The sequence below is a fragment of the Chromobacterium sp. FG89 genome (genome assembly GCF_057808735.1).
Window position 1 is genome coordinate 84,102 of sequence record NZ_JBMDIQ010000015.1, and the last position, 13,996, is coordinate 98,097.

At 65.8% G+C, this 13,996-nt stretch carries 13 protein-coding genes; 3 read left to right on the forward strand and 10 right to left on the reverse strand.

What is annotated here, in order from left to right:
* Positions 1-2 precede the first annotated feature (2 nt).
* On the forward strand, positions 3-485 hold the full coding sequence (gene ybaK, locus ACODRW_RS15640; protein ID WP_107801986.1) for a Cys-tRNA(Pro) deacylase: 483 nt from the start codon (positions 3-5) through the stop codon (positions 483-485).
* Here the strand turns inward: ybaK and ACODRW_RS15645 are convergent.
* The 7 genes from ACODRW_RS15645 to ACODRW_RS15675 all read right to left on the reverse strand — a co-directional run bounded on the left by ACODRW_RS15645 (position 469) and on the right by ACODRW_RS15675 (position 8,117).
* On the reverse strand, positions 469-1,230 hold the full coding sequence (locus ACODRW_RS15645) for a substrate-binding periplasmic protein (RefSeq protein ID WP_488906126.1): 762 nt from the start codon (positions 1,228-1,230) through the stop codon (positions 469-471). The genes ybaK and ACODRW_RS15645 overlap by 17 nt on opposite strands.
* Positions 1,231-1,303: 73 nt before the next feature.
* Entirely contained in the window at positions 1,304-2,746 is a 1,443-nt protein-coding gene (locus ACODRW_RS15650; RefSeq protein WP_488906127.1) for a 4Fe-4S binding protein, read from the reverse strand.
* Entirely contained in the window at positions 2,743-3,567 is an 825-nt protein-coding gene (locus ACODRW_RS15655) for an FTR1 family iron permease (protein WP_227105290.1), read from the reverse strand. The genes ACODRW_RS15650 and ACODRW_RS15655 overlap by 4 nt, the downstream gene beginning before the upstream one ends.
* 45 nt (positions 3,568-3,612) lie before the next feature.
* Positions 3,613-3,990: a cupredoxin domain-containing protein gene (locus tag ACODRW_RS15660; RefSeq protein ID WP_488876654.1), complete on the reverse strand. Its 378-nt coding sequence runs from the start codon at positions 3,988-3,990 to the stop codon at positions 3,613-3,615.
* An 83-nt stretch (positions 3,991-4,073) separates the two neighbouring features.
* Positions 4,074-4,616: an iron transporter gene (locus ACODRW_RS15665; protein ID WP_019100457.1), complete on the reverse strand. Its 543-nt coding sequence runs from the start codon at positions 4,614-4,616 to the stop codon at positions 4,074-4,076.
* Between the two features lie 336 nt (positions 4,617-4,952).
* The gene (asnB, locus tag ACODRW_RS15670) at positions 4,953-6,809 is read right to left on the reverse strand and encodes an asparagine synthase (glutamine-hydrolyzing) (protein ID WP_488906128.1); all 1,857 of its coding nucleotides are present in this window, start codon (positions 6,807-6,809) and stop codon (positions 4,953-4,955) included.
* Positions 6,810-6,923: 114 nt separating this feature from the next.
* Positions 6,924-8,117 carry an MFS transporter gene (locus tag ACODRW_RS15675; RefSeq protein ID WP_488906129.1) on the reverse strand — a complete coding sequence of 398 codons (1,194 nt, stop codon included), beginning with the start codon at positions 8,115-8,117 and terminating at the stop codon, positions 6,924-6,926.
* Positions 8,118-8,217: 100 nt separating this feature from the next.
* Between ACODRW_RS15675 and ACODRW_RS15680 the strand changes: the two genes are divergently transcribed.
* Entirely contained in the window at positions 8,218-8,997 is a 780-nt protein-coding gene (locus ACODRW_RS15680) for an AraC family transcriptional regulator (protein ID WP_488906130.1), read from the forward strand.
* Here ACODRW_RS15680 and wrbA read toward each other — a convergent pair.
* Positions 8,994-9,593: an NAD(P)H:quinone oxidoreductase gene (gene wrbA / locus ACODRW_RS15685; RefSeq protein WP_107800738.1), complete on the reverse strand. Its 600-nt coding sequence runs from the start codon at positions 9,591-9,593 to the stop codon at positions 8,994-8,996. The two genes, ACODRW_RS15680 and wrbA, sit on opposite strands and share 4 nt — an antisense overlap.
* Positions 9,594-9,722: 129 nt before the next feature.
* Between wrbA and ACODRW_RS15690 the strand changes: the two genes are divergently transcribed.
* Entirely contained in the window at positions 9,723-10,925 is a 1,203-nt protein-coding gene (locus tag ACODRW_RS15690) for a YihY family inner membrane protein (RefSeq protein ID WP_082158910.1), read from the forward strand.
* Here ACODRW_RS15690 and ACODRW_RS15695 read toward each other — a convergent pair.
* Both ACODRW_RS15695 and ACODRW_RS15700 read right to left on the reverse strand, forming a co-directional pair.
* Entirely contained in the window at positions 10,877-11,698 is an 822-nt protein-coding gene (locus tag ACODRW_RS15695; protein ID WP_370646570.1) for a DUF3025 domain-containing protein, read from the reverse strand. The two genes, ACODRW_RS15690 and ACODRW_RS15695, sit on opposite strands and share 49 nt — an antisense overlap.
* A 27-nt stretch (positions 11,699-11,725) precedes the next feature.
* Complete coding sequence (locus tag ACODRW_RS15700; RefSeq protein ID WP_488906131.1) at positions 11,726-13,990, reverse strand: sensor domain-containing diguanylate cyclase; 2,265 nt, start codon at positions 13,988-13,990, stop codon at positions 11,726-11,728.
* Between the last annotated feature and the right edge of the window lie 6 nt (positions 13,991-13,996).

The following is a 13,996-nucleotide window of genomic DNA, read 5'->3' on the forward strand; positions in this document are numbered from 1 at the left end:
TCATGTCCAAGGAGAAAGCCCCGGTCACTCAGGCGATCCGGGTATTGCGCGAGCATCAGGTCGCTTATAGCGAGCATCTGTACAAGTACGAGGAAAAGGGCGGCACCACGGTGTCGGCGCGGGAGTTGGGCGTGGACGAGCACTGCGTGATCAAGACCTTGATCATGGAGGACGAGAACAAGCGGCCCTTGATCGTGCTGATGCACGGGGACCGCGAAGTGGGCACCGGCATGCTGGCCAAGCAGATCGGCGTCAAGAAGGTCCATCCCTGCGATCCCAAGACCGCGGACAAGCACAGCGGCTACCAGGTGGGCGGCACCAGTCCTTTCGGCGCCCGCCATCCGATGCCGGTGTATATGGAGGCCAGCATCGTCGAACTGGAGCGCATCTACATCAACGGCGGCAAGCGCGGTTTTCTGATCGGGATGTCGCCCAAGGACGCGCAGCGGGTGCTGCAGCCGGTTCTGGTCAGCGCCGCGGCTTGAGTTCGGGAAAGTTGCGCTGGTAAATGGCTTGCAGGCTGCCGTCGGCCTGCATCGCTTGCAGGGTCTGATCGATTGCGCGCCGTAGTTTGACGATGTTCGGATAAGTGCGCGAGTACATCAGCGACAGCGAAGTGGCCTTGTCCAGCGGCGTGGGAATGTAGGCGAAGTCGCGCTCCTGACCGGCGGCCTGGGTGCGGATCAGGAACAGGCCGCGTTCCAGCGTCAGCGGCGCCAGGTCCAGGTGGCCGGCGCGCAGCAGCCTGATCGCGTTTTCCTTGTCGTTGGTGTTCAGCGTGTTCAGGCGGTATTGCTTGAACAAGGGCTGGTACCAATAGCCCAGCTGCACGCCGATGCGGTAGGCGCGCAAGTCGGCCAGGCTGTGAAAGTCGTAGGGGGGATTGGCGAGCCGGGGCTTGTAGTAGAAGAAGTAGCTGCTGCTGTGGATCAGCGGCGGGGAGAAATCGAAACTGAGCGCGCGTTCCGGCGTCGGCCGGTAGGGAAAGGCCGCCGCGGCGCGGCCCGCCTTGACTTCGGCTTCCGCGCGGGGCCAGCTCATATAGTGAAAACGCGCGGTATAGCCGGCGCGTCGGCAGATTTGCCGCACCATGTCGGCGAACACGCCGTCGGCGGTGAAGCTGCGCGACACATAGGGCGGCCACTCGCCGGTGGCGAAGTCTATCGCCGGCGTTTCGGCGCGCGCGGTCGCGGCCAGGCAATAGAGGGCAAGCAGCAGCGGACGCCACATGGCGCGACTCCAGGATCAGGGTGGGAGCATGCTTTGTTATCGCACAGCGCCCACCCCGTCGCCAGCGGGACGGCTACCACCACCAGAACATGAAGCCCCAGGCGGCGTCCACCAGGGCCAGCGCCGCTAGCAAGGGAAGCAAGGCCAGCGCCTGACGCCAGCCGGAACTCCAACGCGCGAGGATGGCGCGTCCCAGCCACAGCGACCACAGATTGGCGCCGGCCAGCAAGGCCAGCCGCGCGTCGTTGGCCCAGAACATCGGCACCCCTTCGGCTTTCAACAGCGTCACCGTCAGCGCGGACAGACCCAGGAACACGCCGCAGCCGGCCAGCGGGATCAGGCTCTGCGCCAGGTGGTGCAGGCGTTGCAGCCGCCAGGGGCCGGCGATGCGCACGCCGGCCGCCAGGCACAGCAGCAGGCCGCTGCCCAGCGCCAGCGCGGTGATCAGCACATAGCTGATCAGCGCCGCGCCGTCCAGCCAGGAGAACACGTCGTTATGCTGCGGGTAGTGGGTCAGCAGCCACCACGGCGCCTCGGTGTCCAGCGGCCACAGGATGTCGCGGTCCACCAGCCATTCCGCCGCCGCCTGCTTCATGGCCACGAACCAGGGGCTCATGGTCCAGTGGAAGGCGCCCATCGCCACGCCCAGAAGGCCGTAGACGATCAGCGCGGTTTGCCAGCCGTCGGCTTCCTTGGCGGCGACTTTGACCACTTCTTCAGTGGGCGAGCGCAGGCTCAGTTCGATGGCGTCGCGATGGCCGCTGCAGCGGCCGCACATATGGCAGCCGCTGCCGCCTTGCATATGGCGCAGCGGTTGCAGCGGCGCGCAGTCCACCGCCTGTATCGGGATAGTTTTGCCTTGCTGCGAGGCCTTCCAGGCGGCCTCGTCCACGCGGTAATACATCGGCGCCAGCTTGGACAGCAGGCCGAACACGCCGTTGACCGGGCACAGGTGGCGGCACCAGGCGCGCTTGCCGCGGGTGTAGATGAAGCCGACGATCACCGCAGCCACGGTGGAGCCGCCCAGCACCAGCAACGCGGCCTTGGGGTATTGGTAAACGCTGACCAGTTGGCCGTAGATGGTGGTCAGCGCGAAGGCGACGAAGGGCCAGCCGCCCCAGCGCATCCAGCGCGGGATGGGCCGGCCCAGGCCTTTCTTGGCCGCCCATTCGGACAGCGCGCCTTCCGGGCACAACACGCCGCACCACAGCCGGCCGAAGAGCACCATGGACAAGAGCACGAAGGGCCACCAGATGCCCCAGAACACGAATTGGGCGAAGATGGTCAGATTGTTCCAGATCCGGGCGGTGTCTCCGGGCAGGTCCAGGCAGGCCGGCACGATCAGCAGCGCGGCGTAGACCAGCACCACCCCCCATTGCAGCGCGCGCAGCAGGCCGGCGTGATCGCGCAGCCACAAGCCGACGGCGGCCATGAAACCGGGGGCCGTCGGCTGACTACAGGAAGCGCCGGCGCAAGCGTCGGCGGAATGGGGAAGGGGCGGGCGGGCGGATTTCATACGGCCAGCGCGTGTTTGCGGTTGCGCCACTGGAACAGCGCCCAGATCGTCGCCCAGAACAGCGCGTAGGCGATCAGGCTCATCAGGGCGGGGTGGGCGCGATAGCCGGTGAGCGAGGCGACGACGCCGCCGGCGGGGCTCATATCGTCAAGCAGCGCGGAGCTGTCCCACAGCGGGTCGATCAGCGCCGGCAGAATGTCCATCGAGATCAGCTTTTCCACACCGCTGAGGAAGAGCGAGGCGCCGAGCAGCAGCAGCATGATTTCGGTGATGCGGAAGAACAAGCGCCAGGACAGGTATTTGCCGCCCAGCTGCAAGAGATAGAAGGTCAGGAAGGCCAGGCCCAGGCCGATCAAGGCGGCGAAGCTCATGCTGGCCAGCGTGGAGCCGTCGGCCTCGGCCAGCATGCCGTAGAGGAAGACCACGGTTTCGCTGCCTTCTCGGGCGATGGCGATGGCGGCCAGCAAGGTGACGCCCCACCAGTTGGCGCTGCTGGCGTTCTCGCGGAGGCCGGCCTCCAGTTCTTTCTTCAGCGTGCGGCCATGCTCGCGCATCCACAGCACCATATGTACGATCAGCGCGGCGGCGGTGAACACCATCACCGTTTGGAACACGTCTTGCGCGCCGGCCATCAGGCTGCTGGCGGCGAACAGGGCCACGGCCAGGCCGACGGCGGCGAACAGGCCCAGCGCCACTCCGGCCCACAGATAACGTTTGCCGGCGGCGCCGGCCGGGTTCTGGTTCATCCAGGCATTCAGGATGCCGACGACCAGCAAGGCTTCGACGCTTTCACGCCAAACAATGAATAGGACTTGTCCCATGAGGTGCACTCCTGAATACGGCCTTAAACGGCGGACGGGCCGCGTTTACTTGGCGACGATGACGCCTTGGCCGGTCTTCATGTGAAATTCGTCAAAAAACTTGTACTCGCCGGGGGACAGCGGCTGGAACACCAGGAAGGATTCCGCGCCGGGGCCTAGCACCTTTTCCTTGCGCAGCGGCGTGCTTTCGAATTCGGCCGGCGTCTTGCCGGCGTTGATCACTTCAACCTTGAACTTCTTGCCGGCCGGCACCACCAGGCGGGCGGGCGTGAACACGCCGTCCTTCATCACCAGCTTGAACACCGGCATCTCGTCGGCGAGGACGGACATTGACACTAGGCAGGCCGCGAGGGCGGCCAGGAGCATGCGCGCGAACTTCATCGGAAAGGGTCTCCGGATTGAAAACAGCGCAGGCGAGGGCATGCGCTGTCTTATTTTAACGCATGAGAATGACTGGCGTTTACATTCTCATTCGCATTAATCCTGTTTTTACAAGAACAACGGGATTAATAGCCGCCTTTTTTGCCGATGCCGGCATAAGTGAACTCATAGTTCAGCTCGAAAGGCTTGAACCACGGGCCCACGCCGGTTTCCTTGTCGATGTGACGGCCGAAGTGGGCGTGCTGATTGGCCGACGGCGGCAGGATGGTGTATTTCAGCTTGTATTTGCCCGGGCCTTGCAGCTTGATGTTGTCGCCGTAGTGCGGGCCGTCGTTGGCCACCATCGGCATCAGATCGCCCTTGAGCACTTCCTTGCCGCCGACTTTGCTCAACTCGTACTTGACCACCAGATAGGGCATCCATGCGCCTTCTTCGAAGCCGTTCGGATTGTTCTTGGTGGCGTGGATGTCGGCCTCCAGGTGGATGTCGGACTCCTCGGCCTTGCGCATCATGCCTTCCGGTTCCATCTTGGTCGGCTGCAGGTAGACCGCGCCGATCTCCATGCCGTTTTTCAGGGCCGGCTTGCCGATCGGGTATTCCTTGGCCATGGCGGCGGCGGAAGCGGTCAGTGCTGCGGTGGCGATAGCCAGTTGAACAAAGCGACGCATAGTGTTTCCTTTTGGTTTCAATTGAGTAGGGCACTGCTTGGCCCGAGCGGGCCGCTTGGCGCTTGAAGGCGCCAGCCTGGCGGGTAAGCGCTTTATTTTTGTTTGCTTGGCTTGCCTAAAAATACTAATGCTAATCATTATCGTTTTCAAACGAAAATGTGTTGTCGAATGTAGCAGATGCGACGCCGGGCGGCGCTGGCCATAGGTATGGCATGCGTCGCGGCGTCGCTCAGCACCCGTCCGTAGTGTTGGCGCGCGTTGACGAGGCGGCCTTGAAAGCGTCGTCAACTCCTTGAGCATTCGGCTTCCTCCGCCGGCTTGGATGCCGGGCGACTCTCAGTCCTGCGCCGCCAGCCGGCTGAGCTGCGCCAGGCTTTCGTCCAGGATCAGCAATTGCAGCATCTGCTCGGCCAGGTGCTCCGCGCCGTCGCGGTAGGCGGCGGCGAAGGCGTCCACCGCGGCGGCGTCCAGCTGGCCGCCGCTCAAGCGGGCCAGGCGCTCGCCCAGGCCGTCCATGCGCGGGGCCAGGCTGGTTTTCAGCCAGCCGGACAGCGGCGGATTGAAGCCGCGCTTCTTGCGCTGGAAGAAGTCCGCCGGCAGAGCCGGGTGGATGGCGCGGCGGAAGATCAGCTTGGCCGGCTGGGTGAAGCGCTGCTTGCCGTCCACCGCCAGCAAAGTCTGGTAGAAGCGGTGATCCACCAGCGGGGCGCGGCCTTCCAGGCCATGGGCCATGGTGCACAGGTCGGACTTTTGCAGGATGTAGTCCGGCAGATAGTTGGCGAAGTCTATCGCCAGCAAATGGTGCAGGCCGGCCGGCGCGTTGGCCGGCGGCGGGCCGATGTCGTCCGGCGCGCGCCAGTGGCAGAGCCGCGACAGCGGCCGCTGGCCTTGCAGGAACAGGCGCTGGCCGGGGGTGAAACCGGAGAAGCGCAGCGAATAAGCGTCCTGCCAGCTCATCGCCAACTCGGTGGCCAGCTTGCCGGCGCCCTTGCCGTCCAGCGACGGTTTGATCGCCAGCGGCAGCTTGATCAGGCTGCGCCAGCGGGTGCGCAAATGCTTGTTGATCCGCTTGTAGCCGGCCAGCAGTTCATCGCCGCCGTCGCCCACCAGCACCACTTTGACGTGGCGGCTGACTTCGCGCGACAGATACCAGGTGGGGAAGCTGGACGGATCGGCGAAGGGTTGGTCGAGGTCGGCGACGATGCGTTCGAAATCCGCCGCCAGATTGTCCGGCATCTGCACCGCCAGATTAGCCAGCCCCATTCTTTGCGCGGAATCGGCGGCGTCGGCGGCCTCGTCCAGCTTGGATCCGGGGAAGGCGGCGGTGAAGCTGCTGAATTGCGTCAGTTGCTGCGTGGCCAGCCGGCTGGCGATCACGGTGGAGTCTATGCCGCCGGACAAGAGCACGCCCAGAGGGCGGTCGGCGACGGTGCGCATCGCCACCGCGCGGTCCAGTTCCTGAAGCCAGTCGCCGCCGTCCTTGGCCGGCTGCCAGTAGCGCAGCTTGCGCAAGGAACGGGTATCCAGATCGAACTCCAGCCGGTGGCCGTTCTCCAGACGCTGGATATGGCTGAACAAGGTGGCGGGCGCCGGAATGTAGCGGTGAGCCAGATAGGCGTCGATGGCGTCGGCGGAGAAGCCTCGCCGCTGCGGCGGCAGGAAGGGCAGCACCGAGCGCACCAGCGAGCCGAAGGCGAAATCGCCGTCCAGCAGCGAATAGACCAGCGGCTTCTCGCCCATGCGGTCGCGCGCCAGGTGCACTTTGCGCTGTTTCAAATCCAGGATGGCGAAGGCGAACATGCCGCGCAGCCGTTGCAGCAGGGCCTCAATGCCCCAGGCCTGGTAGCCGCGCAGAATGAATTCGGTATCGGAGTGGGTGGCGAAGCGCGCGCCGCCGGCTTCCAGTTCGGCCTTGTCGGCGGCCCAGTCGTAGACTTCGCCGTTGTAGCAGATCCAGACCTGGCCGTCGTCGCTGGCCATGGGCTGATTGGCGATGGGCCGCGGGTCGATGATGGACAGCCGCGCGTGCAGCAGCGCGTTGTGGATGTCGCCGTCCGCCGCAGGCTGCCAGTCCGCGTTCAGCAATAATTGATTGGCGGCGTCGGGTCCGCGCCGGCCCAGCTCCGTCAACATGGCCTGGGCGGTGGCCGCGGCGGCGGGGCGTTGAGAGAAGAAGCCGGCGATTCCACACATGATTTTCTGTCCGAATGGGCAACGCGCCCGGTAAGCCGCCGAGCGCTCGGACGGCGCCGCAGGCGCGTTGGAAAAATTGAATGGCGGAAGTATCCGGGCAGGGCGGCGCCAGTGTCAAACCTTGTCGCCGCGCAGATCCGGCAATAGGGCGGCCACCAGGCCCAGCAGCGGCAAGAAGGCGCACAAGCGATAGACGAATTCGATGCCGTGGCTGTCGGCCAGCTGGCCCAGCACCGCGGCCCCTATGCCGCCGATGCCGAAGGCGAAGCCGTAGAACATGCCGGACACCATGCCCACCCGGCCCGGCAACAATTCCTGCGCGTAAATGATGATGGCGGGAAAGGCGGAGGCCAGCACAAAGCCTATGCCCAGCGACAGCACGCTGGTCCAGAACAGATTGACGTAGGGCAGCATCAGGGTCAGCGGCGCGATGCCGAGGATGGAGAACCAGATCACCCGCTTGCGGCCGATGGCGTCGCCTATCGGCCCGCCGAAGATGGTGCCCAGCGCGACCGCGAGCAGGAACAGGAATAAATGCAGCTGCGCGGCTTGCACGCCCAGGCCGAAATGCTGAATCAGATAGAAGGTGAAGTAGCTGGTGATGCTGGCGGTGTAGAAGTATTTGGAGAACAGCAGCACCAGCAAGGCGAACAGCGTCAGCTTCACGCGCGCCGGCGACAGCGGCGGCGGCGTAACGGCGGCGGCTTTGGCCTTGCGCTGTTGATGGCTGTACCACTGGCCGATCTTGAACAAGACCGCCATCGCCAGCAAGGCGGCGAGACCGAACCAGGCGATGCTGCCCTGGCCCAGGGGAATGACGATCAAGGCCGCCAGCAGCGGCCCGCTGGCGCTGCCGGCGTTGCCGCCCACCTGAAAGATGGATTGCGCCAGACCGGGACGGCCGCCGGAGGCCATGCGCGCCACCCGCGACGATTCCGGATGGAACACCGAGGAGCCGGTGCCCACCAGCGCCGCGGCCAGCAGCAATAGCGGGAAGCTGCCGGCGCTGGACAGCAGCAGCAGGCCGCACAGGGTGGCGCCCATGCCCAGCACCAGCGAATACGGCATCGGCTTCTTGTCGGTATAGAGCCCGACCAGCGGCTGCAGCAGCGAGGCGGTGCACTGATAGGTCAAGGTCATCAGGCCGATCTCGGCGAAGCTGAGCTGGTAATTGCCCTTGAGCAGCGGGTAGATCGCCAGCAGCAGCGATTGCAGCATGTCGTTGAGAAAATGGGAGAAACTGATGGCGCCCAGCACGCGGAAACGGGTGCTGTCTTGATCTGGCGCGGAGGCGGCGGCGGTAGTCATGGGCTTGAGAATCATTCAGCTAGTGGGTGAAGTCATACTAGCGAGCAAAGCAACGCCCGTCCTGCGAAAATAGGGCAGGCATCTTTGCAAAAGAGGCGTTATGACGGATTTTGATCATTTGCATGACTACGACGGCGGCGCGGCGCCGGTGGTGGGCAAGGCGCGCGATTACGCGGCCGGCGGCGTATCGCCGCGGCATGCCCATCCCACCGCCCAACTGTTGTATGCGGTGGAGGGCGTGATGATGGTCACCACCGATCAGGGGCGCTGGATCGTGCCGCCGACGCGCGGCATCTGGCTGCCCATCGCCACCTGGCATCAGGTGAACATGCTGAGCCGGGTGCGGATGCGCACGGTGTACGTGCGCGGCGACGCCTTGAACGGCTTGCCTGAGACGTGCTGCGTGCTGGCGGTGTCGCCCTTGTTGCGCGAGCTGATCCAGGCGGCGACCAGCATTGCCGTGCCTTATCCGCCGGATAGCCGCGCGGAGCGGGTGATGGGCTTGATTCTGGATGAGATCCGCAGCCTGCCCAGCCTGGCTTTGTCCCTGCCGCAGCCGGCGTCGCCGGCGCTGGACCAGCTGTGCCGGCAACTGCTCGGTCAGCCCGGCGACGCGCGCGGCGTCGCCGAGTGGGCGGCGCAGGCGGCGATGGACCCGCGCACTTTGCAGCGCCGTTTTCAGCGCGAGACCGGGCTCAGCTTCGGACAGTGGCGGCGGCAGGCGCGGCTGATCGCGGCCTTGGAACGTCTGGCGCGCGGCGCCAGCGTGCTGGAGGTGGCGCTGGACCTGGGCTACGCCAGCCCCAGCGCCTTCGCGACGATGTTCAAGCGCGAGCTGGGCGCGTCGCCCAGCGCTTTCTTCGATGCGCCGGAGGTTTAAATCGGAGCGGCCAGCTTCAGCGCCATCTCCGCCAGCCGGCGGCCCTGGGCCAGCGCCAGTTGTTTTTCATCGTCGCTGATCGGCTGCTCATTGCGCACGCCAGCGACATGGCTGACGCCGTAGGGGGTGCCGCCGCTGCGGGTCTGGCTCAGCGCGGTTTCGGTATAGGGCAGACCCACCATCACCATGCCGTGGTGCAGCAAGGGCACCATCATGGTCAGCAGCGTGGATTCCTGGCCGCCGTGCAGCGAGGCGCTGCTGGTGAACACGCAGGCGGGCTTGCCGGCCAGCGCGCCCTGCATCCATTCCGGGCTGGTGCCGTCCAGGAAATATTTCACCGCCGCCGCCATATTGCCGAAGCGGGTGGGGCTGCCCAGCGCCAGACCGATGCACTCGGCGAGGTCCGCGGCTTCGACATAGGGCGCGCCGGACTCGGGGACGGCGGCCTCGGTGGCCTCGCAGACCGCGGACACCTTGGGCACGGTGCGCAGCCGGGCCTGGCAGCCGGGCACGCTCTCTATGCCGCGGGCGATCAGGCGGGCCAGTTCGCGGGTGGCGCCGTGCTGGCTGTAATAGAGCACCAGGAGGTCTTGCATGGGTTTGGAATCTTCCGTCTGAGGTCAAAAAACGATAAGGCGCGCGCCGTTGCGCGAGCCGGTGCATGATAAAGCAAGTCTTCGCGGCTTGCCTGATCCGCGCTTTGCCATTATTTTGCCGGGATGCAAATGAGTCGAATCGAACCGTATCTGGGCTTCGCCCGCTTTCTGGCCCGGCGCATGGGCAGCCATCGCGTCGCGCAAGTGTCCGGCAGCCTGACCTTCACCACGCTGCTGGCGCTGGTGCCCTTGTTCACCATCGCTTTGACGGTGATTTCCGCGTTTCCGGTGTTCTCCGATCTGAGCACCCGTTTCAAGATCATGCTGCTGTCTACGCTGGTGCCGGAGTTCGCCGGCAAGGTGATCACCGTCTACATGCGTCAGTTCGCCGATAATGCGGAAAAGCTGACCGCCGCCGGCATCGTGATGCTGGGCGTGACCGCGTTGATGCTGATGTCCACCATAGACCGAACTTTCAACGCCATCTGGGGCGTGCGCCGCGGGCGGCCGCTATTGCAGCAGAGCATGGTGTACTGGACGGTGCTGACCCTGGGGCCGCTGGTGCTGGGCGGCAGCTTGCTGGCCTGGCGCAGCCTGTTCAAGATCAGCAAGTTCGACCACGCGCTGCCGGTGCTGGCCAATGTGGTCGAGGCCGGCGGCTCCATCCTGCTGACCGCTTTGGTGCTGTCGCTGTTGTACCGCATCGTGCCCAATCGCTTCGTGCCGATCAAGCACGCCAGCGTCGGCGCCTTGCTGACCGCGATCCTGCTGGAGGCCACCCGCGCCTTGTTCGGCTTCTACATTGGCCAGGTGGCTAATTATCAGCTGGTCTACGGCGCTTTCGCCAGCATCCCCATCTTCCTGCTGTGGGTGTATTGCTTGTGGATGGTGGTGCTCAGCGGCGCGGTGTTCACCGCCTCGCTGTCCTATTGGGAAGGCGACGCCTGGCGGCGGCGCTTTGAGCCCAGGCGGCGCTTTCTCGATGCGGTGGAAGTGCTGCTGTTGCTGGACGAGGCGCAGAACCGCGGCGAATTGTTGAGCCCGGTGAAATTGCGCAGCCAGGTGAAGGTGGGCTACGACGAGCTGGGCTGGGTGCTGGACATGTTGAGCTCCCGCGGCTTTGTGCAGAAAAGCCAGCGCGACGGCTGGGTGCTGGGCAAGAAGTTGTCGGCCATCTGCATGGTGGAGCTGTTCGAACTATTCGTCTATCGCAGCGACAACTACCGCGACGACGATGTCGGTGCCGGGGTGGAAAGCCTGCTGGGGCCGATGACGGCCGAGCTTCAGTCGGTGACGCTGGAGGACTTCGCCCGCCGCGTCGGCCGGAAATAATCGCGATTATCGTAAAAGGCCGGGTCTTCGTTGTCCGGCCACCAGCCGGGAATGCCCAGCAGCGGCAGCGGCCACAGCGCGCGCGGCGCCGGCATGAAGGCGTCGTCGTCCAGCCGGCGCGCCAGCGCCTCGTCCAAGTGCGCCAGACGGCGCGCCTCTTCCCAAGCAAAGAATTCCGCCGGCACCTGCAGCGGCAAGGCCTTGCCGCACCAGCCGATATGCGGCCGCAGGCCGACTTCGAACAGCGCGTGGCCGATGGCGTGGACGCCGATGCGCCGGCCCCAGTCCTGGCGGTGTTTCAGAAACAGGCGCGGCCACTCCATATCGTCCAGCATCCGGCTGAAGTCGGGATCGGAGATGGCGACGACGATGCCGCATTCGTCCAATAGCGTGGCGGCGTCGCGCAGCGGCCCGCGCTTGGTTTCGCCGCGGGCGATGGCGCGCAGGTGGCGGCGGTTCAGCGCCAGCTTGCTCAGCGGCCAGGCCAGCCAGGCCAGCGCGTTGAACCAGTCGTGCCAATTGCCGGTGCGCGTGGGAATCTCGCCGGTATGGCCGATATGCATCTCGTAATAGGCTTCCGGCTCCAGATCGCAGGCGAAGCGCAGCTCGGGCGGCAGCGCGTCCGGGCGCTGCCGGCGATAGCGCCGCAGCAACTGGTCGTAATCCGCCTGCTCCGGCCAGGAAGCGGGGGCGATCAGCGCGGCGGCGTCGCGGACGGGCAGATACAGCGGATGGGAGAGGTAATCGGTTTGCCAGGCGCTCACGGTGGACATCTTGGGATAGGGATTCAAGCCGGCATTTTAGCGCAATAGCAGCAATTCCTCGCCGCTGATGCAGTTGCGGCCGTTGTGTTTGGCCTGGTACAGCTGTTTGTCCGCGCGGCCCAATACTTCGTCGATGTCGGTCTCGTCGGCGCGCAGCACGGCGACGCCGATGCTGACCGTGTATTGCAGAGGGCCGGCCTCGCCGCCCGGCAGGCGGGCCTCCGCCACGACGCGGCGCAGGCGTTCCGCCGCCAGCAGCGCGTCTTCCATCCGCGTGTCAGGCAGCACCGCGGCGAACTCCTCGCCGCCCAGGCGGCCGCAGATGTCGGTGCTGCGCAACACATTGCGGCAGCTTTGGGCAAAGTGGACGATCACCTCGTCGCCCTTGGCGTGGCCGTAACGGTCGTTGATGTTCTTGAAGTGGTCCAGGTCCATCATCAACACGGTCAAGGACAATTGGTAACGCCGGTTGCGCTCGATCTCGCGGCTGGACAGCGCAATGAACTGGCGGCGGTTGCACAGGCCGGTCAGCTCGTCCAGGGTGGCGAGCTGATAGAGCTTTTTCTCGTGGGCGTCGCGTTGCAGCGCGATGGCGATCAGGTGGGTGCTGCGCTGCGCCAGCTGCAGTTCTTCCGGCTCGGGCTGGCGCGGCTCAGGATGGTAGATGGCGAAGGCGCCGAGCAGGCGGCGGTCGCTGGAGAAGATGGGGGTGGACCAGCAGGCGCTGAGGCCGAAGGGCGCCACCCGCTCGCGGTAGCCGGCCCACAGCGGGCTGCTGGCGATGTCTTCGACGATGACCAGGCTTTTACGGTGGACGGCGGTGCCGCAGGAGCCGGCCTCCGGGCCCACCGGCACCTGTTCCAGCAGTTTGCGATAACCGGCCGGCAGGCTTTGGCCGGCGGCCAGCCTCAGCGTTTCCCCCGCGGGGTCCAGCAGCATGATGGAGCAGACGCCGCGATTCAGCTGCGACTCCATCATCCGACAGATCTGATTCAAGGTGTCTTGCAGCGGCGCATTGCCGGCGATCATCTCCATCACCGCGTTTTCCTCCGCCAGCAAACGTTCGCTCTGGCGGCTGTGAGTGATTTCCCGCTCCACCGCCAAAATGCTGCGGAGTTCGCCGCCCAGCCCGAATTCGGGAAACAGCCTCACTTCGAAAATGCAGCGCCGAGGGCCAAGGCTCAGCTCCAGCTCGAAGCGGCGCGCCTCGCCGCCGGCGATCAGTTGTTCGCACTCCTCGGCGAAGCGCGCGCGCGCGGCTTCTGGCCAGGCTTTGTCGTGGACGCTGCGGCCGAGGTGTTCCTCGCGCGTCAGCGTCGAATAGCGGCTGACGCTGCGGTTGATGAATTGGCAGCGCAGCTCCAGGTCGTAGCGGGCGATGACGTCTTCCGAGTTCTCCACCAAAGTGCGGAATTCCTGTTCGCGTCGCAGCATCGCGGACTCGGCCAGCTTGCGCGCGGTGACGATCTGGCACAGCGCGTGGATATGGCTGATGCGGCCCGTCTCGTCCTTGTGGAACTGGGTGCGCTGCTCCAGCCATTCCCAGTGGCCGTGGGCGTGACGCACGCGGAACTCCATGCCGCTGGCGCTTTCCTGCCTTTGCTCCGGATGGCTGAGCAGGGCGGTGAACAGCGAACGGTCCTCCGGGTGCAACAGTTCCAGCCAGCGCGAGAACGCCAGGCGTTCGGCGTCGGCCGGCAGGCCCAGCAGGGCGTGCAGGGTTTGCGGCGCGCCGCGCACCGCTTGGCCGGCCAGGTCGAATTCCAGCAAGCCCAGCCGCGCGTCCTGCAGCGCCAGCCGCCAGCCGCCCCAATCGCCGCCGGGGCCGTGAATGGCGGGCGGCGGCTGCAGGCGCAGCAAGAGATGGCCGGGGAGCGGGCAGGGCAGCGGGAAAGCCAGCAAATCGGCGTGGGCCGCCAGCAGGCCGTCGTGATGGCCGGGATGAGCCGGGTCCAGCAGCAAAGCGAGATCGTGCGGGCTGAAGCCGTAGCCGCTCAGGCCGCCGTCCTGGCGCGCGGGCGCGGGCGCATGGCCGGAGACGGCGAGCAGGCGGCCGGCGGCGTCGCACAGCGCTAGCGCTTGCCGGCTGTCGCTGACCTGGCGGCGGAGCGCGCTCAGCTGCCGCCGGCGCCGCCAGAGCGGCAGGCCCAGCAATGCCAGCATGGGAATGAGCAAAGGCCAGCCGGCGAGCCAGTCCGAGGCCGCGGCGTGCGCGTAGTCGGCCCCGAACAGGCATAGCGAGCCCGCGGTGGCGAACAGGCGGCGACGCGGGCTGGCCCGGCGGCGTAAGGCTGGGTTCAAACAGAT

Coding starts and splice junctions, on each gene's coding strand:
- ybaK (WP_107801986.1), top strand. CDS start 3: ATGTCCAAGGAGAAAGCCCCGGTCACTCAGGCGATCCGGGTATTGCGC.
- ACODRW_RS15645 (WP_488906126.1), bottom strand. CDS start 1,230: ATGTGGCGTCCGCTGCTGCTTGCCCTCTATTGCCTGGCCGCGACCGCG.
- ACODRW_RS15650 (WP_488906127.1), bottom strand. CDS start 2,746: ATGAAATCCGCCCGCCCGCCCCTTCCCCATTCCGCCGACGCTTGCGCC.
- ACODRW_RS15655 (WP_227105290.1), bottom strand. CDS start 3,567: ATGGGACAAGTCCTATTCATTGTTTGGCGTGAAAGCGTCGAAGCCTTG.
- ACODRW_RS15660 (WP_488876654.1), bottom strand. CDS start 3,990: ATGCCCTCGCCTGCGCTGTTTTCAATCCGGAGACCCTTTCCGATGAAG.
- ACODRW_RS15665 (WP_019100457.1), bottom strand. CDS start 4,616: ATGCGTCGCTTTGTTCAACTGGCTATCGCCACCGCAGCACTGACCGCT.
- asnB (WP_488906128.1), bottom strand. CDS start 6,809: ATGTGTGGAATCGCCGGCTTCTTCTCTCAACGCCCCGCCGCCGCGGCC.
- ACODRW_RS15675 (WP_488906129.1), bottom strand. CDS start 8,117: ATGACTACCGCCGCCGCCTCCGCGCCAGATCAAGACAGCACCCGTTTC.
- ACODRW_RS15680 (WP_488906130.1), top strand. CDS start 8,218: ATGACGGATTTTGATCATTTGCATGACTACGACGGCGGCGCGGCGCCG.
- wrbA (WP_107800738.1), bottom strand. CDS start 9,593: ATGCAAGACCTCCTGGTGCTCTATTACAGCCAGCACGGCGCCACCCGC.
- ACODRW_RS15690 (WP_082158910.1), top strand. CDS start 9,723: ATGAGTCGAATCGAACCGTATCTGGGCTTCGCCCGCTTTCTGGCCCGG.
- ACODRW_RS15695 (WP_370646570.1), bottom strand. CDS start 11,698: ATGTCCACCGTGAGCGCCTGGCAAACCGATTACCTCTCCCATCCGCTG.